Origin of the sequence: Acinetobacter sp. BHS4 (assembly GCF_018454425.1) — a bacterium.
In the GTDB taxonomy this organism is placed as follows: domain Bacteria; phylum Pseudomonadota; class Gammaproteobacteria; order Pseudomonadales; family Moraxellaceae; genus Acinetobacter; species Acinetobacter pittii.
This window is the reverse complement of sequence record NZ_CP075323.1, coordinates 437,391-462,513: the sequence shown is the minus strand read 5'-3', so window position 1 is coordinate 462,513 and position 25,123 is coordinate 437,391. Positions and strand designations below refer to the sequence as shown.

At 40.1% G+C, this 25,123-nt stretch carries 24 protein-coding genes and 1 pseudogene; 11 read left to right on the top strand and 14 right to left on the bottom strand.

From position 1 onward, the window contains the following. Positions 1 to 127 precede the first annotated feature (127 nt). From KIP84_RS02185 to KIP84_RS02155, 7 genes and pseudogenes are all read left to right on the top strand, one after another. Positions 128 to 1,318: a PLP-dependent transferase gene (locus KIP84_RS02185; protein WP_213689248.1), complete on the top strand. Its 1,191-nt coding sequence runs from the start codon at positions 128 to 130 to the stop codon at positions 1,316 to 1,318. Positions 1,319 to 1,360: 42 nt separating this feature from the next. Beyond that, entirely contained in the window at positions 1,361 to 2,908 is a 1,548-nt protein-coding gene (locus KIP84_RS02180; protein WP_213689247.1) for a helicase HerA-like domain-containing protein, read from the top strand. Then, a pseudogene (locus tag KIP84_RS02175) lies at positions 2,898 to 3,051 on the top strand (hypothetical protein). Before KIP84_RS02180 ends, KIP84_RS02175 begins: the two are co-directional and overlap by 11 nt. A 2-nt stretch (positions 3,052 to 3,053) precedes the next feature. Beyond that, positions 3,054 to 3,818 carry a globin domain-containing protein gene (locus KIP84_RS02170; protein WP_014207751.1) on the top strand — a complete coding sequence of 255 codons (765 nt, stop codon included), beginning with the start codon at positions 3,054 to 3,056 and terminating at the stop codon, positions 3,816 to 3,818. Between the two features lie 87 nt (positions 3,819 to 3,905). Next, positions 3,906 to 4,343, top strand: coding sequence for an Rrf2 family transcriptional regulator (locus KIP84_RS02165; protein WP_032063095.1), 438 nt, complete (start codon positions 3,906 to 3,908; stop codon positions 4,341 to 4,343). 100 nt (positions 4,344 to 4,443) lie between these two features. Continuing rightward, a complete protein-coding gene (yihA, locus tag KIP84_RS02160; RefSeq protein WP_002116788.1) occupies positions 4,444 to 5,220 on the top strand; it encodes a ribosome biogenesis GTP-binding protein YihA/YsxC in 777 nt (258 codons plus the stop codon). A gap of 124 nt (positions 5,221 to 5,344) precedes the next feature. Further along, positions 5,345 to 6,295: a metal-dependent hydrolase gene (locus KIP84_RS02155; protein WP_213689246.1), complete on the top strand. Its 951-nt coding sequence runs from the start codon at positions 5,345 to 5,347 to the stop codon at positions 6,293 to 6,295. 45 nt (positions 6,296 to 6,340) lie between these two features. On the opposite strand, the gene KIP84_RS02150 is transcribed toward KIP84_RS02155, so the two are convergent. Both KIP84_RS02150 and KIP84_RS02145 read right to left on the bottom strand, forming a co-directional pair. Next, a complete protein-coding gene (locus KIP84_RS02150) occupies positions 6,341 to 7,606 on the bottom strand; it encodes a dicarboxylate/amino acid:cation symporter (protein ID WP_068614014.1) in 1,266 nt (421 codons plus the stop codon). Positions 7,607 to 7,715: 109 nt separating this feature from the next. Beyond that, on the bottom strand, positions 7,716 to 8,588 hold the full coding sequence (locus KIP84_RS02145) for an acyl-CoA thioesterase II (RefSeq protein WP_002116924.1): 873 nt from the start codon (positions 8,586 to 8,588) through the stop codon (positions 7,716 to 7,718). A gap of 276 nt (positions 8,589 to 8,864) precedes the next feature. Between KIP84_RS02145 and plsB the strand changes: the two genes are divergently transcribed. Continuing rightward, a complete protein-coding gene (gene plsB, locus KIP84_RS02140) occupies positions 8,865 to 11,438 on the top strand; it encodes a glycerol-3-phosphate 1-O-acyltransferase PlsB (RefSeq protein ID WP_005067259.1) in 2,574 nt (857 codons plus the stop codon). A 46-nt stretch (positions 11,439 to 11,484) separates the two neighbouring features. On the opposite strand, the gene KIP84_RS02135 is transcribed toward plsB, so the two are convergent. Further along, positions 11,485 to 12,468 (bottom strand): putative solute-binding protein, encoded by a 984-nt coding sequence (locus KIP84_RS02135; protein ID WP_213689245.1) that lies wholly within the window; start codon positions 12,466 to 12,468, stop codon positions 11,485 to 11,487. Between the two features lie 79 nt (positions 12,469 to 12,547). Further along, complete coding sequence (locus KIP84_RS02130) at positions 12,548 to 13,363, bottom strand: NAD-dependent epimerase/dehydratase family protein (protein ID WP_133482068.1); 816 nt, start codon at positions 13,361 to 13,363, stop codon at positions 12,548 to 12,550. A gap of 20 nt (positions 13,364 to 13,383) precedes the next feature. Here KIP84_RS02130 and recG point away from each other — a divergent pair, with 20 nt between their 5' ends. Further along, positions 13,384 to 15,429 carry an ATP-dependent DNA helicase RecG gene (recG, locus tag KIP84_RS02125; protein WP_213689244.1) on the top strand — a complete coding sequence of 682 codons (2,046 nt, stop codon included), beginning with the start codon at positions 13,384 to 13,386 and terminating at the stop codon, positions 15,427 to 15,429. Beyond that, the gene (locus KIP84_RS02120) at positions 15,422 to 16,051 is read left to right on the top strand and encodes a phosphoribosyltransferase family protein (RefSeq protein WP_199113554.1); all 630 of its coding nucleotides are present in this window, start codon (positions 15,422 to 15,424) and stop codon (positions 16,049 to 16,051) included. The genes recG and KIP84_RS02120 overlap by 8 nt, the downstream gene beginning before the upstream one ends. 1 nt (position 16,052) lies before the next feature. Here the strand turns inward: KIP84_RS02120 and KIP84_RS02115 are convergent, their stop codons facing one another. Together KIP84_RS02115 and KIP84_RS02110 are read right to left on the bottom strand one after the other, a co-directional pair. Beyond that, positions 16,053 to 16,454 (bottom strand): NUDIX domain-containing protein, encoded by a 402-nt coding sequence (locus tag KIP84_RS02115; RefSeq protein ID WP_017386994.1) that lies wholly within the window; start codon positions 16,452 to 16,454, stop codon positions 16,053 to 16,055. 14 nt (positions 16,455 to 16,468) lie between these two features. Next, positions 16,469 to 17,050 carry a TIGR00730 family Rossman fold protein gene (locus tag KIP84_RS02110; protein ID WP_032004815.1) on the bottom strand — a complete coding sequence of 194 codons (582 nt, stop codon included), beginning with the start codon at positions 17,048 to 17,050 and terminating at the stop codon, positions 16,469 to 16,471. Positions 17,051 to 17,208: 158 nt separating this feature from the next. Between KIP84_RS02110 and KIP84_RS02105 the strand changes: the two genes are divergently transcribed. Beyond that, entirely contained in the window at positions 17,209 to 18,222 is a 1,014-nt protein-coding gene (locus KIP84_RS02105) for a magnesium and cobalt transport protein CorA (RefSeq protein ID WP_002116978.1), read from the top strand. Between the two features lie 72 nt (positions 18,223 to 18,294). Here KIP84_RS02105 and KIP84_RS02100 read toward each other — a convergent pair whose 3' ends face one another. From KIP84_RS02100 to KIP84_RS02065, 8 genes are all read right to left on the bottom strand, one after another. Next, on the bottom strand, positions 18,295 to 18,582 hold the full coding sequence (locus tag KIP84_RS02100; RefSeq protein WP_019767454.1) for an STAS domain-containing protein: 288 nt from the start codon (positions 18,580 to 18,582) through the stop codon (positions 18,295 to 18,297). Between the two features lie 11 nt (positions 18,583 to 18,593). Beyond that, positions 18,594 to 19,235, bottom strand: a complete 642-nt coding sequence (locus tag KIP84_RS02095) for an ABC transporter substrate-binding protein (RefSeq protein ID WP_002116826.1) — start codon at positions 19,233 to 19,235, stop codon at positions 18,594 to 18,596. Between the two features lie 26 nt (positions 19,236 to 19,261). Next, complete coding sequence (locus KIP84_RS02090) at positions 19,262 to 19,942, bottom strand: outer membrane lipid asymmetry maintenance protein MlaD (protein ID WP_005067241.1); 681 nt, start codon at positions 19,940 to 19,942, stop codon at positions 19,262 to 19,264. Beyond that, on the bottom strand, positions 19,942 to 20,718 hold the full coding sequence (gene mlaE / locus KIP84_RS02085; protein WP_002117010.1) for a lipid asymmetry maintenance ABC transporter permease subunit MlaE: 777 nt from the start codon (positions 20,716 to 20,718) through the stop codon (positions 19,942 to 19,944). Before mlaE ends, KIP84_RS02090 begins: the two co-directional genes overlap by 1 nt. Beyond that, positions 20,715 to 21,533, bottom strand: coding sequence for an ABC transporter ATP-binding protein (locus tag KIP84_RS02080; protein WP_002116999.1), 819 nt, complete (start codon positions 21,531 to 21,533; stop codon positions 20,715 to 20,717). Before KIP84_RS02080 ends, mlaE begins: the two co-directional genes overlap by 4 nt. Positions 21,534 to 21,623: 90 nt before the next feature. Then, positions 21,624 to 21,833 carry a hypothetical protein gene (locus tag KIP84_RS02075; RefSeq protein ID WP_005067237.1) on the bottom strand — a complete coding sequence of 70 codons (210 nt, stop codon included), beginning with the start codon at positions 21,831 to 21,833 and terminating at the stop codon, positions 21,624 to 21,626. Between the two features lie 106 nt (positions 21,834 to 21,939). Further along, on the bottom strand, positions 21,940 to 23,802 hold the full coding sequence (locus KIP84_RS02070) for a DEAD/DEAH box helicase (RefSeq protein WP_108010020.1): 1,863 nt from the start codon (positions 23,800 to 23,802) through the stop codon (positions 21,940 to 21,942). Positions 23,803 to 24,207: 405 nt separating this feature from the next. Continuing rightward, the gene (locus tag KIP84_RS02065; protein WP_005078362.1) at positions 24,208 to 25,038 is read right to left on the bottom strand and encodes an inositol monophosphatase family protein; all 831 of its coding nucleotides are present in this window, start codon (positions 25,036 to 25,038) and stop codon (positions 24,208 to 24,210) included. Positions 25,039 to 25,123 lie beyond the last annotated feature (85 nt).

The following is a 25,123-nucleotide window of genomic DNA, read 5'->3' as shown; positions in this document are numbered from 1 at the left end:
GCAAAAATAAAGCCAAGTTTTTGTTTTATAGGTCTACTGTAACGAAACGTCTTACAAAACTTTATAAATCTAGCGAAGAATTTAAATTTCTCTTAATCTAACTTTATCATTTAAAACATAACGCACTATGAAAAAGCATAACGATTTCCAGACTCGTCTCATTCATGCCCCAAGAAAGGCTCCGCAATTCATTGAAACAGTGCAACCTCCCCTATTTCGCGCATCAACTATTATTTTCAAATCAACTTCGCACCTTTTTGATCGTCACTGGACTGATAAGTATGACTATAGCTATGGAACACATGGCACTCCTACCACATTCACCTTAGGCGACAATATTGCGCAAATTGAAGGTGGCTTGCATTGTTTACTTGCACCGAGTGGCCTATCCGCAATTAATATTGTGAACTCAGCATTTTTAAGCACTAATGATGAAGTATGGGTTCCAGACAATATTTACGGGCCAAATCTAGAACATTTAACTTATCTACAAAGTCAATATGGCATTATTGTTAAAGTATATAACCCCATTGACGCTGCAAGTTTTCAACCCACCGAAAGAAGTAAACTATTATGGTTAGAAGCTGCAGGTTCAGTTACTTTAGAATTCCCTGATCTTAAAAATCTAGTCAAAAAAGCTAAAAAAAATGGTGTATTGACTGCTCTAGATAATACTTGGGGAGCGGGGCTTGCGTTTAATGCTTTCAATTTTTCTGATGAACATCTATCTGTTGATTTAACCGTTCACGCACTAACCAAATATCCAAGTGGTGGTGGTGACATTTTAATGGGTAGCATTGTAACTCGTGATGAGAAACTTCATCACCGCTTATTCCGTACGCATGCTATTTTGGGCATCGCAATCTCTGGAGATGATGCAGCTCAAGTTCAACGCAGCCTTGCTCATATGTCTTTACGCTATGAACAACAGTCAGCCAATGCTCACACTCTACTTAAATGGCTAAAGAACCAGCCTCAATTTGCACAAGTTCTACACCCAAGTGATGAATCCTCACCAGGCCATCAATATTGGCAAGAAATCTGCATAGACGATCAAAGTGCTGGCTTAGTGAGTGTTATTTTTAAACCTGAATATGACATTACAGCAGTACGTCGTTTCTGCGATGCATTAGAGTTATTTAAGCTCGGCTTTAGCTGGGGTGGACCCGTTAGCCTGATTATGCTTTATGATTTAAAAATGATGAGAAAACTTGAGAATACACATTTACAACAAGGATTATTGGTTCGATTCTGTATAGGACTAGAAGATCCGCAAGATTTGATACAAGATATCGAAAATGCACTGAAACAACTGTAAAACGACAAGATTATAGTGACTCAAACCATAGGATAAAAATATATGGGTACACCGATTGTTATTGCTAAAAATATTAAGGACACATCAAAAGAAATTGTTTTACTTCCCCAGTTTGCTAACCGTCATGGACTTATTGCAGGCGCGACAGGTACAGGTAAAACAGTTACGTTAAAAGTTCTAGCAGAGAGTTTCTCTCGAATCGGTGTGCCGGTATTTCTTGCCGATGCTAAAGGCGATGTTTCGAGTCTTGCAAAAGCTGGTGAAGCTTCGGATAAATTTAATGAACGCTTAAAACTTTTACAAATTGATAGTGTTCCATTCTCAGCGAATCCAGTTGTTTTTTGGGATTTATTTGGTCAGCAAGGTCATCCTATCCGAACCACCATTTCTGAAATTGGGCCAATTTTATTAGCACGCATACTAAACTTAAATGATACCCAAGAAGGTGTTTTATCTGCTGTATTCCGTATTGCAGATGACCAAGGTTTACTTTTAGTCGACTTTAAAGATTTAAAAGCCATGATCACTTTTGTGAGTGAACATGCAGCTGAGTTTAAAGCCGAGTATGGTAATTTATCTCCAGCCAGCCTAGGTGCCATTCAGCGCAACTTACTCGCTCTTGCCGACCAAGGTGGAGAACAGTTCTTTGGGGAACCAGCTTTAAATATTCTGGATTTTATCCAAACTGATGCAAACGGACACGGCTATATCAATATTCTTGCTGCCGACAAGCTCATGAATACGCCTAAGTTATATGCCACTTTCCTCTTATGGATGCTTTCAGAGTTATTTGAACAGCTACCAGAAGTGGGTGATATGGATAAGCCTAAACTCGTGTTTTTCTTTGATGAAGCTCACTTGTTATTTGATAATGCCAGCCAAGCTCTACAAGACAAAATTGAACAAGTGGTACGTTTAATCCGCTCCAAAGGGGTGGGTACCTACTTTATTACTCAAAACCCACTCGATTTACCCGAAAGCGTTCTTGGTCAACTTGGTAATCGCGTTCAACATGCATTACGTGCATTCACCCCTAAAGATCAAAAAGCTGTAAAAACCGCAGCAGACACTTTCCGTGCTAATCCCGAGTTTAAAGTTGATGAAGCTATTACCCAACTTGGTGTTGGTGAGGCACTCATTAGCTGTCTAGATGAGCAAGGTACACCACAGATTGTAGAACGTGGTTGGGTTATGCCTCCGTACTCTGCATTTACACCGATCACTCCAGAAGAGCGTCAGACTTTAATCTCGCAAAGTATTATTGCTGGGGTTTATGAACAAGCTGTAGATCGTGATAGTGCCTATGAAATGCTGCAGAATAAAGTTGCTGAACGCGAACAACAGCAGCAAGACGCCGAACTTGCAAAACAACAAGCTAAAGAACAAGAAACTTTAGCAAAACAGCAAGCTAAAGAGCAGGAACGTTTGGCACGTGAGCAATTAAAAGAGGAAGAAAGAGCAGCCCGTGAACGAGCTAAACTCACACAAGACATTGTGGGAACTTTTGCCAAAAGTGCTGCACGCAGTTTAGGAGGAAGTACCGGCCAAAAACTCGTAAGGGGCTTGCTCGGCTCTTTATTTGGTAAATAAAAATATTAAAAAAAATTGCGTTAATTTTAGGGGATTTTATATCCCCTAATTTTTTTATGGTTTTTTATAAAAAAGTTATTGCCATTAATTTTTTAAAGATGTATTTTAAATACATCTTATATAGCCAGATAAATAAGGTCTAGCCATGACTCCACAACAAATTGAACTTGTTAAATCTACTGTACCGGTTTTACGTGAACACGGCGTTACGCTGACTACATACTTTTATAAGCGCATGCTTAATAACAATCCCGAGTTAAAAAATGTTTTTAATTTAGATGACCAAACCAGCTTACGTCAGCCACGTGCTCTTGCAGCTGCTGTGCTTGCTTATGCAGAAAATATTGAGAACCCTACTGTTCTAGCTAAAGCGGTAGAACGCATCACCACTAAACACGTGAGCTTAGATATTCAACCAGACCAATATGCAATTGTTGGGGACAACTTGCTTCATTCAATTAGTGAAGTACTCAACGTGCCATTCGAATCAGAGCTTATTGAAGCGTGGAAACAAGCATACTTACAGTTGGCTGATATCTTGATTGGTGTTGAAAAACAAAAATACGAACAACTTGAAAGCTTAAAAGGTGGATGGGCTGGCTGGCGTTCATTTGAAATTACTCAAATTGATCCTCTGGAATCTGGCAAACGCTTCACTTTAAAAGCAACTGACCATGAAGACGTACTGACTAGCCCAGCAAATGCCTTTATTTCAGTTAAAGTACAAGTTCCCGAGCAACAACTTGAACAACCGAAAGCTTTTAAATTTACTGAAGCTCAAGAAGATAACTCGTATCACTTTGAAGTGCAGCCTGAAGAAAATCATACTGAGTTTTCAGTTGCTAATATTCTACTTGAGCATTATAGAGTTGGTGATCAAGTACAGGTTTCAGCCCCTTTAACGCTGTAATGTAAAAACCTCTTGCCTGAAAGTTTTCTTATTTAGACTTTCAGGCTAAGATGATCATCCTTTTAATCTCTTCCATTTTTGGTGATCATGCAACTTAATAAATTTACCGATTATGCATTACGACTCTTAATGTATGTTGCACGCCCAAGTGATGCACCCTACACGATTGCAGAAATCGCGAAAGATTTGCATGTTTCACAAAACCATCTAGTTAAAGTTGTTCACTTCATGGGCAAGCAGGAATGGATTATTACCATTCGTGGAAAAGGCGGCGGAATTCGCTTAAATCCAGAGGCACTTAACTCAAATTTAGGTTCAATTGTTCGAATATTACAGGGCGACAATCAAATTGTTGAATGTAATACACCACCTTGTGTATTACGCAGTCACTGTGGTTTAAAAGGTATTTTAGATCAGGCTTTAGAGAGCTTTTATCAAAGTCTAGATCAATACACACTCGGAGAAGTTTTGCAGCAATCAAAATCTGCTCCTGCCAACTCCCCTATTGCATTTTTACAAATCTAAGCTCTACTGATTTTGATAAGTCGACTTATTGAAAATTAGCAAGAATACCCAAGCTCCTTTATACTAGGCGCGAGCCCTCTCATTTAAAAAGTTATTTTTTATGCGTCGTAGTGAAAAATCGAAAGACACCAAAGCCAGACTCGCACCCAAGCAAAAGATCAGCTATGAAAAGAAACCAGATCCAGCGATCACGGCATATGCTGTGCAATCACTCAACTGGTTACGCCAAGCTGAGTTTCTAATGAGTGCACCTAAATTGGCACTTTGTGTTGAAGATAGTGGCTACGAGATCGCTTTTGCAGGACGCTCAAATGCCGGTAAGTCTAGTGCTATCAATGCATTAACCAATAAAAAACAGTTAGCGCGCGCCTCTAAAAAACCCGGCCGTACTCAGATGATTAACTTCTTTAGTTTAGGCAATCCTGATCAACGGTTAGTCGATCTTCCTGGCTATGGCTATGCAGCCGTACCTGAAGATATGAAACGAGTATGGCAAAAAGAATTAGAGAACTATTTAATCCATCGTAAAAGCTTACAAGGCTTAGTATTACTTATGGATATTCGCCATCCTCTACAGCATTTCGACATGATGATGCTAGAGTGGGCTTATTCACGTCATCTCTTTGTTCATATTCTCTTAACGAAAGCAGACAAACTTAATCGTGGCCCTGCAAACAAAGTGCTATTAGAAGTTAAGCAACAACTGAAAAAAATGAAGCTTGATTTCTCGATTCAACTTTTCTCCTCACTTAATAAGTTAGGTTTAGAAGAGCTAGCAAGTGTTATGGCTGGACGCCTGCATTTTACGCTTGATCAAGAGCCGGAATTTGACGTTGACGCGATCCCTGAAGCATCAGATGAGGATACTGAAGAGTAAATCGTCAAAACAGATACAATTTCTTTATTAAATTTATTTTCAAATTGGCCCCTATTGCTAAACACAAATGTAGGGGCTTTTTTTATACTCGTTATAACTTCATCGAGTTAAAAATCAGGACTAAATGATGAAATTGTTATCTTTTTTGAAGAACAAGGCTTTAGGTTCTTCTATTGACTATAAAATTCTTCCACGTAAAGTAAAATTTGACTGGAAAGATACCCCTGTTGACTGGATTCCAAATCAGCCTTTCGCAAGTTATTTTATTAATGAAATTAATAACATCTTGCCTGCCGGAGAATTCTGGTTTTGCCGTTTATACAATAAAGTTTTACCACAAATTAAAGATGAAAAACTTAAACAGGATGTGCAAGCATTTATCCGCCAAGAAGCTATGCATGCCAATGCGCATATTTCTGCCAATAAAGAATATTTAAGCGCACGTAATATTGATATCCAGCGAAATCTGGACATTATGAATTATCTATTTACCACTGCCTTAGCAGATAAACCATTCGACAAAGAAGTCCCTCAATTTCTACAAGGGCAATGGGACCTTTTCCGTTTAGGCGTTATTGCAACTGTTGAGCATATGACCTGTGTATTAGGGAAATATGCACTCTATAACGAGCGTTGGGAAGAATTAGGCGCTGACTCTGAAATGGTTGATCTGGTTAAATGGCATGGTTCAGAAGAAATTGAACACCGTACCGTTGCTTTTGATTTATATCGCCATTTGGGTGGTGGATATATTCCACGCTACTATTTAAGCCTTGCAGTGATTGTACTGGTGCTTGGATTATGGGTAGATGGCGCTGCACATATTATGAAACAAGATCCACGTTTTGCTGATGCTGCTAAATCTAGATTTTTCCCAGTATGGGTTGCTGTAGAGTGGTATAAAATTAGCAGAAAAGATAATCAGGTTTTACCAAACCCAATCTGGCTGATTGCCCAACAAATTGATTACCTCATGCCTTGGTATGATCCAGTTAAAGAAGGCAGCACTGAAGATGCGGTTAGCTATTTATCGCAATCTCCAGCAGCAAAAAGAGCCGAGTTACAAGCGGCTTAAAAATAAAAAAGCAGGATTTAAAATCCTGCTTTTTTATTTAGGAGATTAGACACTGATATCTTTATCTTTTGTATAACGGTCAACAACCACGCTAATCATCATATCACCCTGCACATTTACCACTGTTCTTACCGTATCCAATAGGCGATCAATCGGAAGTAAAATTGCAATTGCTTCAGCCGGTAAACCTACAGACTGTAAAACCATAATCATGGTAACCATACCTGCACTTGGAATGCCAGGGGCCCCTAGTGATGCAATCATTGCTGTTAAACACACAATAATTTGTTGTGTCAGGTTTAAGTCTAGCCCCACCAAATTTGCGACAAACAATGCAGCGGCTGCTTCATATAGTGCTGTGCCATCCATATTAAGCTGTGTACCTAAAGGAATTACAAAACCAGCTGTTTGCGGACGAACCCCTAAGTTTTCCTGTGCGCATTTCATACTAAGGGGCATTGTGGCAGAACTAGAGCTGGTTGCAAATGCTGTAATTAGCGCTGTACGTGTTCCTTTGAAAAAAGCCCAAGGACTCATGCGGCCAAAAATCCAAAGTAGTAACGGTAAAACAACAGCACCATGAAAAATGGTAGTCCCTGTCACTACAACAGCAAACTCAGCCAAACGACTGAGTACCGAAATATCTTCGGTTGCCATTAACTTTGCTAATAAGGCAAAAATACCCAGAGGTGCTAGCTTCATTACCCAGCTGACTAGCATCATCATCATTTCAAAAAATTGATGACTTAATACGCGAATACTTTTAAAACGCTCACCGCCATGGACTAAAGCAACACCAACAAATAGCGCAAACACCACAACCGCTAAAACGTTACCGTCGCTAAACGCCTTAAATGGGTTGATTAATGTATTTTGAATAAAATTAGTGAAAAAACTTGCAGGATTTAAACTATCTGGTGCCTGATAGTTTTGCATAGACGTTTGGAAAATAGAGATATCTATACCGCGCCCTACTTCAAATAGATGAGCACAACTTATACCTAAAATTAAAGCTAGTGTGGTTGTAGTCAAACAACATAAAAAGGTAATTTTCCAGACTGGACCTAACTGCCCTCCCGCCTGCAAATTAGATACACCCACAACAATCGAGCTAAAAATCAAAGGCACCAACAACATTTTAAGCAGCCCAATAAAGACACTACTTAATATGCCTAACCCATATAAACTATGTTTTACAAACGCAGTATCGGGATACAACGTTAATATAAAACCAAAGGCTAAGCCTAAAATGGCCGCAATAAGAATTTGTGTATTTAAGTTCATATCAGCATTATTTTTTTCAGTTGGCAATCCTTTTGCAAATATGACATGAGCTTGCTTTTCATACGAGCAATTTTTTGTCACATCGTTTCAATTAAAAATAAAAAAGCCATCTCATGAGATGGCTTTATAAATAAGCTTATTGTGTTTCAATTTCCCGCAAACGGATTAAACCCTCTTGCACGGTACTGCATACAAGTTGGCCATTTTGCCACATACGGCCAAAGTTCAAGCCGCGAGAAGCTGCGCTAACGGTTGCTTCCATATCGTAAAGCATCCATTCATCGGCACGCAGCGGGCGATGGAAATAAATGGCATGATCAATACTTGCACACTGCAAACTTGGAGAAATATAGCTGAGCCCATGCGGTCTCAAAGCAGTTGTCATTAAGGTAAAGTCTGAATAAAACGCAACAATCGCTTGATGGAGGGCAATATCATCTAATTGTTTTGGAATACGGTCATGTGTGCGGATATAGTGCGCATTATAAGGAGCTTCAGGTTGCGGTTGAAACGGATTTACCGGATCAATTGGGCGAATTTCTACATGGCGCTCACGCATAAAGCTAGCGCGAACATTTTCCGGTACGAAATTTAAAATACCTTCTTTGAGCTCATTTTCAGATTTAAGAGTCTCTGGTGCGGGATACTCTGGCTCTTGATGTTGATAGTTCAAGCCTTCTTCGGGGTTAGCAAAAGAAACCATCGCCGAAAAGATAACTCGTCCGTGTTGAATGGCACGAACCTGACGGCTTACGAAACTCTTCCCATCACGTAAACGGTCTACTTCATAGATAATTGGGGCATTAATATCGCCACCATATAAAAAATATGCATGCAAAGAATGCGCTGGGCGATCGGTTGTATAAGATGCCGCACGTAAAGCCTGACCCAAAACCTGCCCACCAAAGACACGTTTACCGACAAGATTACGGCTTATGCCACGGTAAATATTTTCTTCTAGCTTTTCTAAAGTAAGAAGATCGACAAGTTCTTGGGTTAACGCATTCATGAGAGATACCTTCATATTTCAGGTAAAAAATCGTATTAAAGTACAGATGTGTAGAATCTATTGTGCCATAAAAAACTATTTGAACATGGAACAATCAGTCAACTTCTGACGAACATTGCTCATATAACAGCTAAAAATACGATTTTTAACGATAAAATATGCCAAAAGCATTATAATTTATAAGAAAGTAGCATATTGTTTTTTTTAATAAATGCCGCAAAATAATTACCCTCTGCATTTGGTGCTGGGATTTGTCTTTAAGAAGTAGGAGTTCTTATGTCCAAGAGTGGGTTTGGTCAAATGTATCGTCGGCTTTCGAGTAAACTACTTGACCTCGTGGTAACACCACATGTTCTTGGGGAAGTTCCTACTGAACCAGTATCAGAAACAACAGAAACAGAAGCAAAAACTGACCGCCAAAAAGTGGTTTGTTACGTCTTACAAAACCACTCTCGAAGCAATGCTTTAGTGGTTGATGGAGAAACGCGTCGTTTAAATTTAAAACCTGCGTTAGACCCACTCATTGTGGGTACTCATCAGGAAAAAGCATCAGTTTTATTTTTACAGCACAATGATGAAAATAATTTACTGAATCCGCCTCCTCATGCTTTTCCACCGCGTTTAATAAAACTGATTGAAGTTTTACAAGAAAACCCTGAACTTGATATAGAGCTTGTTCCGGTTACAGTTTTATGGGGCCGTTCGCCAGATAAAGAAGATTCTTGGTTTAAATTATTATTTTCCGACACATGGGCAACACCAAGCACAGTTAAGCAGCTGGTTAATATTGGTTTGCATGGCCGTCAGTCTTATTTAGAATTTCATGAACCACAATCGCTACGTGAATTGGTTGAATATGCACAGCAGCATTATCCAAATCTTTCACCAGCAACTTATATTGTAAGTACGTTAAATGATTATTTAGACCGTCAGCGTGAAGTCGTGTTAGGCCCCGATTTGTCGGATCGCCGCAATGTCATGCAATCGGTTGTTAAATCTCGTGATGTGCAAGAAGCAATCCGCCGTGAAAGTATTCGCGGAAAAGTGAGCATGCTTGAAGCTGAACGCCGTGCGATTGGCTATGTGAATGAAATCGTATCGGATTATTCACACTCAGCAGTGCGCTTTGCCGATCTTGCCTTAACACGCTTATGGACCCAGCTTTATGACGGCGTAGAAGTACATAACTTTAGTACCGTTCGTGAACTAGCGAAAGACTATGAAGTTGTCTATACACCGTGCCATCGCAGTCACATTGACTATTTACTATTGTCATATGTGATCTATAAACGTGGTTTGATGGTTCCGTATATTGCTGCGGGCGATAACTTAAACTTACCTTTTGTTGGACAGCTTCTACGTGGTGGCGGTGCATTCTTCATTCGCCGCTCTTTCCGTGGAAATGGACTCTACACTACTGTATTTAAAGAATATCTATATAGTATTTTGTCACGTAACACGCCACTTGAATACTTTATTGAAGGTGGACGTTCACGTACTGGACGTTTATTACCGCCTAAAACCGGTATGCTTGCCATGACAGTTCACAGCCATTTACGTGGCCGTGCTAAACCGATCGTTTTCTTACCAACTTATATTGGTTATGAACGACTTATGGAAGGCTCAACTTACGTAGGCGAAATGCAAGGTAAGCCAAAAGAAGCCGAATCTATTTTTGGTATTGTGAAAACCTTACGAAAAATTGAACGTATCTTTGGTAAAGTCCACGTGAACTTTGGTGAACCCGTTTTCCTTGATGATCTGCTTAAGCAACATAATGCAGAAAACGTTTATATCGAGAAAAATGACGACCCAATTCCTCAAGCTGTTTCAGATGCAGTAAATAGCTCTGCACATGCAATTTTAGAAAATATTAACCGAGCTGTGGTGATAAACCCTGTTTCTTTACTTTCTATTATTTTGCTTGCAACTCCAAAGCATACGCTTGATGAAGAAATTTGTATTAAGCAGCTAGAAGCTTATCGTAACTTGGCATCGAACTTCCCATATGACCAACGTATGGAAGTAACGCCACTTTCTGGTAAAGAAATTATTGCGTATGGTTTAAAGCTTAAACTCATTAAACGCGTTCAGCATGCGCTTGGCGATATTATTGCGATTGAAGATAACCAAGCTGTTCTTCTGACTTACTTCCGTAATAACATTTTGCACGCCTTTGTTTTACCTTCTCTAGTAGCATCGCTTGTTGAGCATAATGGAAAAATCAGTCGTTCAGATTTAACTAATGTCATCTATACGCTCTATCCATTCTTGAAAGCTGAGTTATTCCTTAAATGGAAGAGCAGCGAGCTTAAAGCACAAGTTGAGCAATATGCAGATGCTCTAGTTCAATCTAACCTTATTCAACAAGACGATGAAGGTAACTTGATTAGCTCTGCGCCAAATACAGAAGAGCATAATCAGCTTGTTGTTTTAGCAACGCCAGTTAAGCAAAGTCTTGAGCGCTACTACATGACACTTGCGCTCATTACTCAACGTGGTTCAGGTAATATCTCTGCTAAACAAGTTGAAGAATTAAGTCATTTATTAGGACAACGTTTATCAGTTCTATATGAATTTAATTCGCCAGAGTTCTTCGATAAAGCTTTATTCCAAAGCTTCTTAAAAGTACTTACTCAGCAAAATTACATTCGTACCAATGACCAAGGCCAAATTGAGTTTGATGACAACTTCCGTCAAATGGCTGCTGGCGCACAGTTGGTGCTTGATGAAGTAACCTTGCAAATGTTGCAGCATATCACCACCTTTACTGACGAAGAATTGAAAGATGCTCTTGAAGCAATGGCATCTCAACAAGCTAAACGCCGTTTAAAACGCAAAAAAGCTTAAAGTCTTCAGTCAAAATAAAAGGCAACTTCGGTTGCCTTTTATTTTATTAGCGAATTGGACATTCAAAATAACGTGGATCGTCCATACAACGTAAGCGCTTCATAAGCTGAACGAAATAAGCATCGTAATAACCTGAAAGAACGTACTGATTACGTATTTTGGCAACCATTACGTCATAACTTTGCTTCTCATAAAAAGAGACATCTACCCAATAATAAGCAGGTAAATGATTTTCCCATTGTGTCGCACGATTCGTCAGCAATTGGCTATTTTGAACGAACCATCCTCGAATTTTCCGGCCAAAATTAGCAGGATAAGCTTGCGGCTTAATAATTAAGTTGACACCGAAATATGCCAAAGGAAAATTAATGACTTGAGTATCTGGTCCAAATTCTTTTTGTAAGTTATATGGCAATAAACCATACACGGGGGCAGCAATAATATCGATTTTATTTTGCTTAAACTGCGCAATCGCGTTAGATAAATCGACATAGACTGGCTGAGCACCTACACTCCGTACCAGTGCTTGCTGTGGTGGATTGTTAGGTAGCACCCCAATACGCTGATTTCTTAATTGAGCGACTCTAGAGAGGTTCTTATTTTTTAGAACCATGTAAGCAGTTCCAATTGGAATCATTCCCACAGCTTCATAATTCTTAGAAACCAGCCTTTTCTCAATTGTAGGGTGATTTAAAAGCTGCAAAAAGCTTTTGGCCGTACGATTATTAGGAATAAGCCCTATACCCGCGGTACTTCCCATAAACTGGTTATAACGATAAGTATTGAAATTGGATGCAGCCAAACCTGAACATTTCCCATCATCAAAAGCTTGTATGGCCTGCTGTTCTTTTTGATAGGTAACCACTTTAAATTTGACTTGATATTGCTGGGCATATAGCCGAATGTCATTTAAACGGCGAGTAATATCCCCTTGGGACCCGATAGGATCATATGCACACCACACCTGATCCTCGGCCCAACTCGCAGCAGCTGTTCCGCTCAAAATAAGAGCTAAACAAATTTTTTTCATTTTCAAACTTTTTATCTTTATCGGCAATTTGACTGCCTCATCAGGTATTTATGTTCTTATTTAAAGTTTAATCAAAATTTTATTTAGCGCTATGAACATTTAAACATAATAAATAGTCATTAAAGCAAATTGGGTGTTCTAACTGAAAACCTATTGTACATAAATGTTTTGCATAAATTCTTTTACCTGAAATTTGGTTTGATTCTAAAGTTAATTCTGGCAATCCCAATTGTTTTTGAAACCATGCGATAACTTCATGCAAAGGTAATGGTTGATTATTAGTCACAATATAGCTTGCTTGATGACTTTCATAATCAGCCATAAAAGCCAAAAATCTTGCTAAATCATCAATATGTATTCGATTGCTATAATGTATATTTGGATAACTTTGACTATTTTCAGCCATTTTCTTTAAACGGGCAATGGAAGTTCCATAAATACCTGTAGGGCGAACAATTACAGATTGAGTTGGATAGTACTTTTGCCAGAGTAGCTCCATATTACGCAATATATGGCCTTGTGCATCATTTGGATGAATTTCACTAAAATCATCAATAATCTCCCCTGCATTTTCACCATATACCCGCGTAGAAGAGACAACGATTATTTTTTTTACTGGATGTATTTTTAATGCTTCTCGAATCGGTTCAACACTATCAACATAAGTTTGCTGATAGCCCTCAACCGTACTCTCGTTTGGAGAAAGTAAAATATATACGACATCTACAGGTTCAATTTTACTTAAATCGAGCGTAAAAATATCCTGAACAAGATGTGTTGCGTAACTATCCGTTTTTACACTACGGCTGATTGTGGTAATTTGATGTTCTTTCTCAAATAGTTGTTTAGCAACACGCTGAGATGTTTTACCATAACCGATAAATAATATATGCATAGAAAACTCGTTGAGGGGACATGACTTCAGTCCATCAGTTACAAGGCGTTGGATCGGCTTCAGCAGCCCTGCTCGAAAAACTAAATATTTTTACCACAGATGATTTACTGTTTCATCTGCCACGTGATTATGAAGACCGCAGTACGATTATTCCAATGAATCAACTTGTGGTTGGGCGGAGCTATTTACTCGAAGGAGAAGTCAAATCAATTGATTTCCCCCCAGGAAAAAGAAAATCTATGGCAGCCTTGGTGCAAGATGAATTCGCTAAAGTCACCTTACGCTTTTATCATATTTATAAAAACCTGACTGATAAAATAAAACCCGGTCATCGCTTACGCATTTTTGGTGAAGTCCGTGTAGGTGCTCGCGGCCTTGAGATGTATCATCCTGAAATTCAGCTCATTCATGAACATACACCTCTACCAAAAACTCAGCTTACAGCAATTTATCCAAGTACGGATGGGTTAACTCAACCTAAATTACGCGAATACGTTAAACAAGCTTTAAAGCATCATAGTGACGCCTTACCAGAGCTACTCCCAAAACAATATACCAATGGCTATGCGCTTAAAGAGGCTTTGTATTACATTCATGAGCCTCCTGTGGATGCCAACATGCTGCAATTGGCTCAAGGCTCGCACCCTGCACAGCAACGACTTATTTTTGAAGAGTTGGTTGCACACCAAATTAGTTTACTTAATCGCCGTGCTTATATTCGCCAAATTGCTTCACCTGCATTTTCAAGCAGTAAAGTATTAGCTAAAAAACTATTAGAAGCTTTACCATTTCAAATGACCAATGCACAAAAACGTGTATCTAAAGAAATTTTAAATGACTTAAAACAACACCAACCTATGCTACGTCTAGTACAAGGCGACGTAGGTGCTGGAAAGACCTTAGTTGCCGCTGTAGCAGCTTGCCATGCTTTAGAAGCAGATTGGCAGGTTGCATTAATGGCTCCTACTGAAATTCTTGCAGAACAGCATTATTTAAACTTTAAACGTTGGTTTGAACCATTAGGTGTAACCGTGGCATGGTTATCTGGCAAACAAAAAGGTAAAGCCCGTGCCCAAGCAGAACAACAGATTAAAGAAGGCCACGCGGAACTTATTGTCGGTACCCATGCCTTATTTCAAGACAATGTTGGCTTCGCTAAATTAGGGCTAGTGATTATTGATGAACAACATCGTTTTGGGGTAGATCAACGCTTAGCTTTACGCAATAAAGGTGCTGAGCAGTTCACCCCCCATCAACTCGTGATGACGGCAACCCCCATTCCAAGAACTCTAGCAATGAGTGCTTATGGTGATTTGGACACATCTATAATTGATGAGTTACCTCCAGGCCGTACCCCAATTCAAACAGTTACGATTCCTCTTGATCGTCGAGAAGAAGTACTTCAACGTATTGCTTCAAATTGCAGAGATGGGAAACAGGCGTATTGGGTATGCACATTGGTTGAGCAGTCTGAGACTTTAGATGCTCAAGCAGCAGAAGCAACTTACCAAGAGATGAAAGAACGTTTCCCTGAACTCAATATTGGTTTGGTGCATGGCAAAATGAAAGCCGATGAAAAGCAAGCCGTCATGCAAGCATTTAAAAATAATGAATTACAACTTCTTATCGCAACGACAGTGATTGAAGTTGGAGTAGACGTTCCTAACTCTTCCATTATGGTCATTGAAAATGCCGAGCGTTTAGGGCTTTCTCAGCTACACCAATTACGAGGTCGCGTAGGTCGAGGTGCTCAAGCTAGTTTTTGCGTACTTTTATATAAAACGCCTCTCTCTCAAAATGGACAAGAGAGACTTTCTATTTTAAGAGAAAGTAATGATGGCTTTGTGATTGCAGAAAAAGATCTGGAATTACGCGGACCAGGTGAATTACTAGGGACTAAACAAACTGGGGATATGGGATTTAGAGTGGCTCGTTTAGAGCGAGATGATCACCTACTGATTCAAGCCCACTATGTGGCACAGCAAGTTTTAAAAGATTATCCAGAACAGGCAGATGCTCTATTAAAACGCTGGCTTCCTGAGGCGCCTCGCTACGCGTATGTTTAATTTTTTAAACTTCCAACATCTTATTCAGTTATTTTCACCTTGCTCATTGTGCGAGTTAGGCATGCGAGAAAAATACTCACTCTGTAAAGACTGTTGGGAACAGCTACCTTGGCTTAAACAAACGATTCAACGTAATAATCAATCTGTTCTTGTGGCCTGTAATTATGCTTATCCTGTTAACCGGATTATTCAGCAGTTTAAATATGAACAAAAGTTACATTATCAAATCTTATTAGGTGAAATTTTAAAACAATTAAAATTTCCCAAGGTACAAGCTATTGTACCCATGCCTATTTCCAATCAGCGTTTAATCGAGCGTGGTTTCAATCAATCATTACTACTTGCCAATATCTTAAGCAGACACTTAAAAATACCTGTTTGGCAACCAATCCAACGTTTAAACGAGCACTCTCAAAAAGGACTTACTCGGCTAGAACGCTTTGAAAATATAGAACAACAATTTTTACCTCATCATCAAGAGAAACGACGTTATCGCCGCGTTCTCATTATTGATGACGTGATAACCACAGGAAGCTCTGTTCATGCGCTCAGTCAAGCCCTTAAACAATTAGGCTGCACATCCATTCATACGGCGTGCCTAGCAGCAACACCGAAGAGTTAAGCTATTGCACTGTAGATAAATACTCTTCACACCAAGGAATGACAATTTCTTTGGTCAATGGTGCAAGTTGAGTTTCCGAATCATTTAAATCTATCCACTTCATTTCTGCAATTTCGGCTGCAATTTTAGGGGCCTGATCGAGCTGAACAAGATATAAATGGCTCACCAAAATATGATCCGGCTCATTGGCAGCTGCTGTTTCGAAATGACCAATAAATTGCTCAATCACACAAGAGCTTCCGACTTCTTCTAAAATTTCGCGTTGCATGGTGATCTCTGGTGCCTCATTAGGTTCCAGCTTGCCACCTACTTGCATAAAAGCGTGTGTATTACGCTTTCTTACAAGCAACAACTGATTTTGCTCATTTAAGATCACTGCGGCAGCGACCGTAATTGTTTTCACCTATTTAACCTCGTTTATGGTTGGACGTCTGCGTTTGTCCATTTTGGAGCAGGAGCCTGATATTGCTCAAATTGCTGAAGGATATCTTCAATTTCGTCTGATGCGATCAATTTATCAACGAACCGTGCTTGGCTGAATCCATTATCCACCGTTCCTTGAATCATTTTAAGTAAATCTTCATAAAAGCCCGCTACATTTAAGAAAGCACATGGCTTTTGATGAATCCCTAATTGCGCCCACGTCCATTGTTCAAAGATTTCTTCCAATGTACCAGCGCCACCCGGCAAAGCAATAAAGCCATCTGAAAGATCCGCCATCTTGGTTTTACGCTCATGCATATTTTCAACCACATATAATCTGGTTAGGCCCGGATGAGCTAACTCACGATCAACTAAAGCACGAGGGATCACGCCAATGACTTGTCCACCTGCTTGTAAGGCGCTATCGGCCACCACACCCATTAGGCCTGAGCGACCACCACCATAAACCAAGGTCTTCCCTTGTCTTGCAATAGCCTCGCCTGTAGCTTGAGCAATTTGTTGGAAAATTGGATTTGAACCAAGAGATGAACCACAGAAAATACAAATTGATTTCATAGTGTAAAAAACCGTTTTATTGAACTGTCATGCTGACAAACTAAACTATCGATAGAGTTTTTTTTTGCAAAATAGCGTATTGGCAAGTGTTTTTCGGCAAATCCTTGTCTAAAATACACCCATCCATTTCCATCAGACTGCGTGAGGAAAAAAGACACATGCTTGAAGCCTTTTATGCCACAGAACGCGGAAGTCTGGAAGATGCCACCATCAATGGTGGATTTGATCTACATCCCGAATTAGTCTGGCTTGATCTTATTGCACCCTCGCAAGAAGAGCAACAATGGGTATTAGATGCCTATGACCAAAATTTACCAACACTAAAGTCGCTTGAAGACATTTCATCTTCTGCACGATTTTACCGTGATGATGACGGTATTTTGCACATCAGTACTTATTTTTTAACGAAAAATAAAAATTATCAGGTGGATGGCGACGCTGAAGAGTCATCACATATGCTTGCCATGGTGCAAACCGTAGCTTTCATTTTACATAAAGACCGCCTCTTTACGATGCGTGGAGAAAAACTAGTTGCGTTTCGTGCCTTTCGTGCCCGTGCTCGCCGAAATGACTATGACATGGACTATAAAGATCCAACGTGGATTTTATTAGGCCTTCTTGAAGCAAAACTCGATGAGCTTGCGGATATCTTAGAAGATATCCACAAAGATTTAGAAAAATACTCCACCGAGGTTCTTAATAACCACCAACGTGAAAAAATTCTAGATCTCGATGACATGATTACACGCCTAGCTCAACAAGAAGACATGCTAGGGAAAGCGCAGCTTTGTCTGATTGATTTAAGACGTGTACTTACTTTCTTATCGCGTCCACGTGCATTAGGCAGTCATATTTATGATGCAGACATTCGAGAGCTCAGTGAAGATGTGCGCTCACTGGTAGAACATGATGCGTTCTTATTCCAAAAAGTACGATTCTTACTTGATACGACGTCTGGATTCATTAACACAGAACAGAATGATACGATTCGTCGATTCTCGATCTTACCAAGTATGTTAGCTCCTCCGATGCTTATTGCCAGTATTTATGGCATGAACACAGACGTATTACCTTTTGCACATGGTACGACCAGTTTCTTCGTTGTTTTGCTGATTATTATGGGTTTCTTTATTGGGCCGATCATTTATTTCCGCTGGAAAAAATGGATCTAAGTTTTGTAATAAAATGCTAATTTCGAGCATAAAAAAGCACCTAAATATAGGTGCTTTTTTACATAAAAAACATCAGATCAGTTGCAGGTCTTCCTGCAAATGACAGGCTTGAATGATCTTCAGCATTTTTTCAGGGACATTTTTAAAATGCAAACCAGTATTTTTTGGAGTCTCTCGTAACCATTGAACTAAAACAGCCAAGGCCAAGGTACTACCATGCTCAAGCTCAGTTAAATCCACCACAAGTGGGAAGCTTTGCTGCTTCTTTATGATAGCCAAACCTGCTTGATACTGTTGTTCCGCATTTTCAAAATCAATTTTTCCCGAAACAACCAATTGTTGGTTGAGATACTGAACCACACGTCACCTACTTATTTCTTTTTGTTTTGATTAACCGCTGCGTCTGCATCAGGTTGGAATGTAGCAATTGCTTTATTTAAATCACCGCCATTGCGTTTCACTGTTGCAGCAAACTGATTACGGAACTGTAATCCTAGATCAATACCAGAGACATTGATATTACGGATTTTCCATTGAGTACCTTTGTCAGCCAACTGGAAAGAAACAGGAATTTTTTCACCATTATGATTAAAGTCCAATGTCACTACAGGGTTTTTACCCGCAGTTGCCTTGTAAGGACGCATGGTATAGCTTTGATTTGTATATTTAGCAAATGCGCTACCGTAATTTTCAATTAATGTATTACGGAAGTTTGTTTCAAACTGAGCACGCTGTGCAGCTGTACTATACTGATTCGTCGCATAAGTACCCATCACAATACGAGTGAACGCTTGTGAATCAACATATGGGTCTAAGTTCTGACGTACAATTGATTTTACTAAAGCAGGATTGTTCTGCAACTTAGCATGATCTGCTTTTAAACGAGCGATCAAGCCATCAGCAACACGCTTGATAAAATCAGGTGGTGCTTCTGAAGGTGCAGCAAAAGCTGTACCTGCAATCATAGTAGACAAAAGACTTGCTGTCAGGGTTTGTTTAAACAACGTATTCACCTGGAACCACTCCTTCAAATAAACTCTTACTCAACAAATGACGGCTGTGCACTGCTGTCGGTACTTGCAGGAGCTTTTTCTTCTGCTGAGGATGAACCAGCGGCAACTTTACCTGCGCCACCACCAGTAATAAATTTACTAATTAAATCTTCTAAATCCATAGTTCCTTGGGTATTTGAAATTGTATCGCCACGTTTAAGATAGTTTAAACCACCACCTGGAACGACTTTCAAATATTTCTCACCCAACAAACCATTGGTTGCAACCATTATATAAGCATCTTCATCAATACTGGTGATGGAGGACATGTTACTGATCAGTTGCTGTTCCATTGCTTTTTGTTGCTCTGGAGAAGCCTGCGTATAGTCAGAACTATAACGTAGTTCATCTAAAGCATTTTTTTGAACTTCTTTTAGTTGCTCAGCATTAAAACTTGTCAATTTTCCATCTAAACCAAAGGTTACGGTAGCCAAACGCGTAACTGGATCAAGGGTGATTGAGTCAACACGACCAATTGTGACACCGCTCATCGTTACTTTAGCACGAGGCTTTAAACCATTGACGTTATCAAACTGAGCCTTCATGGTATAACTATCATTTAAGTTAGTACCAACAAGGCCACTAACTTTCATGGCTAAAAAGAACAAGGCAATACCGAAGATAATAACAAAGATACCTACGGCCAGCTCACTACTACGTGATTTCATTAAATCCCTCCGAACATGACCGCAGTCAACACGAAATCAAAACCTAAAACACATAATGAAGAATATACAACTGTTCTCGTCATTGCAGTTGCGATTCCTTCTGGAGTCGGATCACACGCATATCCTTGATATACCGCAATCCATGTACATAACAAAGCAAACACAATACTTTTGATAATGCCATTTACGACATCATGCCCAAATTGCACGTTGTTTTGCATACCGCTCCAGAATGAGCCTTCATCGACGCCAAGAAAATCGACACCTACCATTTTACCGCCCACAATACCAATCGCAGCAAAAATGACAGTTAGCATCGGTAAACTGACCACTCCCGCCCAAAGACGTGGTGATACGATTTGTTTTAATGGGTCAACCCCGATCATTTCCATGCTAGCAAGTTGTTCACTTTGCTTCATTGAACCAATTTCTGCTGTTAATGCAGAACCTGCTCGGCCAGCAAATAATAAAGCAGCAACCACTGGTGCCAATTCACGCAGCAATGTTAAAGACACCATGGTGCCTAGCATTGATTCACTGCCGACGTTCACTAAAATTGAATATCCTTGTAAACCCAGTACCAAACCAATAAATAGGCCCGACACAGTGATAATTAACAAAGACATCACCCCTACCCGATGCATTTGGTAAATAAATCGTCCAAACCCACCAGATGAAGGAAAAGAAAAAACAATTTGTAAGAGCATTAGTGCCGCAACACCAATCCCTCGAATCCGCTCAATAACGAGTCTACCTAACCAGGCAATCGTATTCATGGACGAACCTCGTTATCTAAATAGGCTTGATGACTAAATTGGTATTCAACTGGTCCTTCTGCCGAACCTGTTAAGAATTGGCGCACAAATGGAGAAGCATATGCCTGTAATTCTTCTGGTGTTCCTTCTCCCTGAATTTTTCCTTCTGCTACAACATAAATGTAGTCAGCAATAGAAAGGGTTTCGGGAACGTCATGCGAAACAATAATTGTGGTTAAATCTAAAGCTTCTCGCAATGAACGAATTAAACGTGTCAACACGCCTTTTACAATTGGGTCTTGCCCTGCAAACGGTTCATCGTACATGATTAAATCAGGGTCAAGTGCGATCGCACGTGCTAAAGCGACACGACGGTTCATACCACCTGAGAGTTCTGTAGGCATTAATTGTTCAGAACCACGCAAACCTACTGATTCCAGTTTTAATGCAACCAGTTCAGCAATTAGATTTTCAGGAAGCTTGGTATGTGCTCGAATCGGAAACGCCACATTTTCATAGACCGACATATCCGTAAATAAAGCACCGCTCTGAAATAACATTCCCATACGTGCACGGGCTGAAAAAAGTTCCTGACGGGACATTTTTGCAATATCTTTACCGTCGAGCAAAACTTCGCCCTGATCAGGAACTAACTGTCCACCGATCAGACGTAATAATGTTGTTTTACCTGTACCAGAAGGTCCCATAATAGCCGTAATCTGGCCACGACGTATATTTAAACTAATATTGTCATAAATGACGCGTTCCCCTCGATTAAAACTCAAATTTTTCACTTCAATAAGTGGTTGAGTCGAGAGAGGAGTTTTATTATTCATAATGGCAATCGTTCCTGCACTTTTATGCACGCATACTATAACACTGAAAATTGGCAAACTTGTTGTTATTTTGACAAAAGCAAAGCTAACTTAGTTGGTAGAAATAGAAGAGGTATGTTCGTAAAAAGAGGTTAATTCAGAAATTTGAAACTGCTCAATAGAACTTCCAGTTATAAAAGCATAGGCAAAATAAACCCCATTACACAAAACAAGTGCAATAAAAAGATAAGGCAAGCCATGCTGAACTAATAAGTTCTTCAACTGTGCCATTATTGTTTCTTTTCGTTTACTTTTACTCATTATTTAATAAAAAATTGAACCAATTCACACTTTGTTATTTTATAACAAAACTGAAAAATAAGAAAGGCCAGTATTTCTACTGGCCTTTCTTTAAACAAACTATTGATTAACGGTCGAATTTACGACGCGGTTTATCATCAAAACTACGACGTGGACGATCTTCACCACCGAAGCTACGTTTTGGGCGATCTTCGCCACCAAACGCTGGACGCTCACCACGTGGTTTATCATCAAAGCTACGACGCGGTTTATCGTTAAAGCCACCTTCGCGGCGTGGACGATCTGAGTTGAACTCACGACGTGGACGATCTTCGCCACCAAATGATGGACGTTCACCACGTGGTTTGTCATCAAAGCTACGACGCGGACGATCTTCACCACCGAAATTACGTTTTGGACGGTCACCAAAACCATTTTCACGACGTGGTTTGTAATCTACACGGTTACCACGGTTGTCATCATTTGAGTCAAAACGCGGTTTATCGTTGAAACCACCTTCGCGACGCGGACGATCTGAGTTGAACTCACGACGTGGACGATCTTCAAAACCACCTTCACGGCGTGGGCGATCTGAATTGAACTCGCGACGTGGACGATCTTCACCACCGAATGGGCGTTCACCACGTGGTTTGTCATCAAAGCTACGACGTGGACGGTCATCACGACCACCTTCACGGCGTTTGAAGTTGCTTTCGCCTTCAAAACGACGACCACCGCCAAAACCGCCACCACGACGACCATCACGACCACCGTTGCCGCCACGACCACGACCACCGCCATCACGACCTGAACGAGCAGGAGGTGGAGATGGCTCTAAGCCTTCAATTTCAGAAACACTTAAACGTGCATCTAAATAGTCTTCAAGCGCACGGATTTTACCGCGTTCACGATAAGTCGCTAAAGTAATTGCTTGACCTGTACGACCAGCACGACCTGTACGACCAATACGGTGTACATAGTCTTCATGTTTCATTGGTAAACCGAAGTTAATTACGTGAGAAATTGTCGGTACGTCAAGACCACGTGCAGCAACATCTGTCGCTACCAAGATTTTTGCACGGCCTTCACGAATACTACGTAAACGACGGTTACGAACTGTTTGTGGCATTGCACCGTGAAGTGCAACTACAGAATGACCTGCTTCTGCAAGTTCTTCAGCCAACATATCTGTATCTTCTTGAGTGCTCGCGAATACAACCGCTTGATCAAGAGTTTCATCAGCCAACCAGTGAGTCAGAAGTTTCTTCTTGTGTTCGAAACCATCTGTCCAGTGTAAAGTTTGGGTGATGTCAGTGTTTGTACTGTGACCTGTTTCAATAGCAATACGCTCAGGTTCATTCATCATGCGCTCAGCAAGACGAATAATACGGTCAGCGAAAGTTGCAGAGAACATTAATGTTTGACGACGGTTACCAGCTAAATCGCTGATTGCTTCTAAATCTTCAGAGAAGCCGAGGTCTAACATACGGTCAGCTTCGTCAACGATTAAAGCTTCAACTTTATCTAACTTTAATTGACGACGGTTTACTAAATCTAATAAACGACCTGGAGTCGCAACAATAACTTGCGCGCCTTTAAGTTGTTGGATTTGCTTACCAAAAGGCATACCACCCATGATTGCAGCAATACGAACACCTTTCATGTGACGTACGAAAGCAATCGCATCTTGGCTAACTTGTTGAGCCAATTCACGTGTTGGGCATAAAACTAAAATATTAGGTTGGGTCACAGCTTTCATACGTTCTTTGAACGGAACAAAAGTTTCTTGACCAGCTAAATTATGTAATGTCGGTAATAAAAATGCCGCAGTTTTACCAGAACCAGTCTGGCTAGATACTAGAAGGTCTTTTCCTTCTAAAGCTGCAGGAATAGATTGTTCTTGCACAGGAGTCGGGGTAGTAAAACCTAAACCTTCAAGCGCTTGTTGTAAGGTTTCATGCAAAGAAAATTCGGCAAAAGTTTTGCTCATAGAGAGTTTCACCCTAGTGGGTGCTCCATTTTTAATAAATACAAAATAGACATCGGCACAAAGCGGCAAAGCAAAGTTAGCTGAAACGTTTTTTCAGCAGCAATCCGAGTAACGACGATGTGGACTAAACGCACGCTTGATTACGGCCGAACCTGAAGAATCGCTGAGCGATCGGGGCGCAAGAAATGGTCCTCTCTATGGACAGCGTGCGCTTACAATGAATAGAACAGAATGTTCAGGTAATGAACGGAAATTTAAGTGCGTGGGCGGATTATAGCAGAAAGAAATTAAAAGTCATGTGTTTTAATCAACTTTCTTCATATTTATTGAACTAACTAAAATTTACCAATCACTTAAAAAATAAAACCCTCTGATAAAAGAGGGTTTTATTTATAAATAATTAAATTATTTTGCAGCTTGAGCCCAAGCTGGAACTACAGTTTGCATTAAAGGTTTTAGCATTTTAAGTGAACTTGCAAGCACTTGACCATTTTCAAGAGATTCATTACCACCGCGTGCATCAACCACTACACCGCCTGCTTCTTTAATAATAAGCTCACCAGCAGCGATATCCCATGGTTTTAAACCAAGCTCAAAGAAACCATCAAAACGGCCAGCAGCAACATATGCTAAATCTAGGGCAGCTGAACCACCACGACGAATTTGTGCGCCTGCTTGAGTAACCGCTAATAATGAAGCAAAGTGTTGTTCTGCGTAAGATACGATCTCACCAGCACGTTTAGCGCGGTAAGGATGGCCTACTGCCAAGAATGTATTTTCTAAAGTATCTTTTACATTTACACGAATACGGCGTTGGTTCATGACCGCACCGCGACCGCGACTTGCAGAGAATAATTCGTCACGTACTGGGTCGTAGATTACGCCGTGTTGAGTAACGCCTTTATGCTGAACTGCAATAGAGATACAGAAATGAGGGAAACCATTAATAAAGTTTTGCGTGCCATCAAGTGGGTCAATTACCCAGCACCAGTCTGCATCGTGGCCTTTGCCTTCTTGCAAACCAAACTCTTCACCTAAGAAGCTATGGTTTTTATAACTTTTACGTAATGTATCAATCGTCAATTGTTCCAAATAACGATCTACACGTGTTACCGGGCCATCAATGCCTTTTTCTTCAACTTGCAAATCGAGTTTATGACGATTTTGATGCGCTTTTAAAAGCTCTTGACCAACTGTTTGAGCCGCACGCGCAGCCATAACCACCATAGGTTCCATTGAACACCCACTACAATACAAATTTGAAGATTTTGACAAAGAATAATGCATAAAAGCGCATACATTTTAGCAAATGAATGCGCTT

Bases quoted from the DNA above. Each gene is read 5' to 3' on its own strand.
- recG (WP_213689244.1), top strand. From the start codon at position 13,384: ATGACTTCAGTCCATCAGTTACAAGGCGTTGGATCGGCTTCAGCAGCC.
- KIP84_RS02145 (WP_002116924.1), bottom strand. From the start codon at position 8,588: ATGAATGCGTTAACCCAAGAACTTGTCGATCTTCTTACTTTAGAAAAG.
- KIP84_RS02065 (WP_005078362.1), bottom strand. From the start codon at position 25,038: ATGGAACCTATGGTGGTTATGGCTGCGCGTGCGGCTCAAACAGTTGGT.
- KIP84_RS02135 (WP_213689245.1), bottom strand. From the start codon at position 12,468: ATGAAAAAAATTTGTTTAGCTCTTATTTTGAGCGGAACAGCTGCTGCG.
- KIP84_RS02105 (WP_002116978.1), top strand. From the start codon at position 17,209: ATGCTTGAAGCCTTTTATGCCACAGAACGCGGAAGTCTGGAAGATGCC.
- KIP84_RS02120 (WP_199113554.1), top strand. From the start codon at position 15,422: ATGTTTAATTTTTTAAACTTCCAACATCTTATTCAGTTATTTTCACCT.
- KIP84_RS02090 (WP_005067241.1), bottom strand. From the start codon at position 19,942: ATGAAATCACGTAGTAGTGAGCTGGCCGTAGGTATCTTTGTTATTATC.
- KIP84_RS02155 (WP_213689246.1), top strand. From the start codon at position 5,345: ATGATGAAATTGTTATCTTTTTTGAAGAACAAGGCTTTAGGTTCTTCT.
- mlaE (WP_002117010.1), bottom strand. From the start codon at position 20,718: ATGAATACGATTGCCTGGTTAGGTAGACTCGTTATTGAGCGGATTCGA.
- yihA (WP_002116788.1), top strand. From the start codon at position 4,444: ATGCGTCGTAGTGAAAAATCGAAAGACACCAAAGCCAGACTCGCACCC.
- KIP84_RS02170 (WP_014207751.1), top strand. From the start codon at position 3,054: ATGACTCCACAACAAATTGAACTTGTTAAATCTACTGTACCGGTTTTA.
- KIP84_RS02070 (WP_108010020.1), bottom strand. From the start codon at position 23,802: ATGAGCAAAACTTTTGCCGAATTTTCTTTGCATGAAACCTTACAACAA.
- plsB (WP_005067259.1), top strand. From the start codon at position 8,865: ATGTCCAAGAGTGGGTTTGGTCAAATGTATCGTCGGCTTTCGAGTAAA.
- KIP84_RS02110 (WP_032004815.1), bottom strand. From the start codon at position 17,050: ATGAAATCAATTTGTATTTTCTGTGGTTCATCTCTTGGTTCAAATCCA.
- KIP84_RS02165 (WP_032063095.1), top strand. From the start codon at position 3,906: ATGCAACTTAATAAATTTACCGATTATGCATTACGACTCTTAATGTAT.
- KIP84_RS02075 (WP_005067237.1), bottom strand. From the start codon at position 21,833: ATGAGTAAAAGTAAACGAAAAGAAACAATAATGGCACAGTTGAAGAAC.
- KIP84_RS02180 (WP_213689247.1), top strand. From the start codon at position 1,361: ATGGGTACACCGATTGTTATTGCTAAAAATATTAAGGACACATCAAAA.
- KIP84_RS02080 (WP_002116999.1), bottom strand. From the start codon at position 21,533: ATGAATAATAAAACTCCTCTCTCGACTCAACCACTTATTGAAGTGAAA.
- KIP84_RS02130 (WP_133482068.1), bottom strand. From the start codon at position 13,363: ATGCATATATTATTTATCGGTTATGGTAAAACATCTCAGCGTGTTGCT.
- KIP84_RS02185 (WP_213689248.1), top strand. From the start codon at position 128: ATGAAAAAGCATAACGATTTCCAGACTCGTCTCATTCATGCCCCAAGA.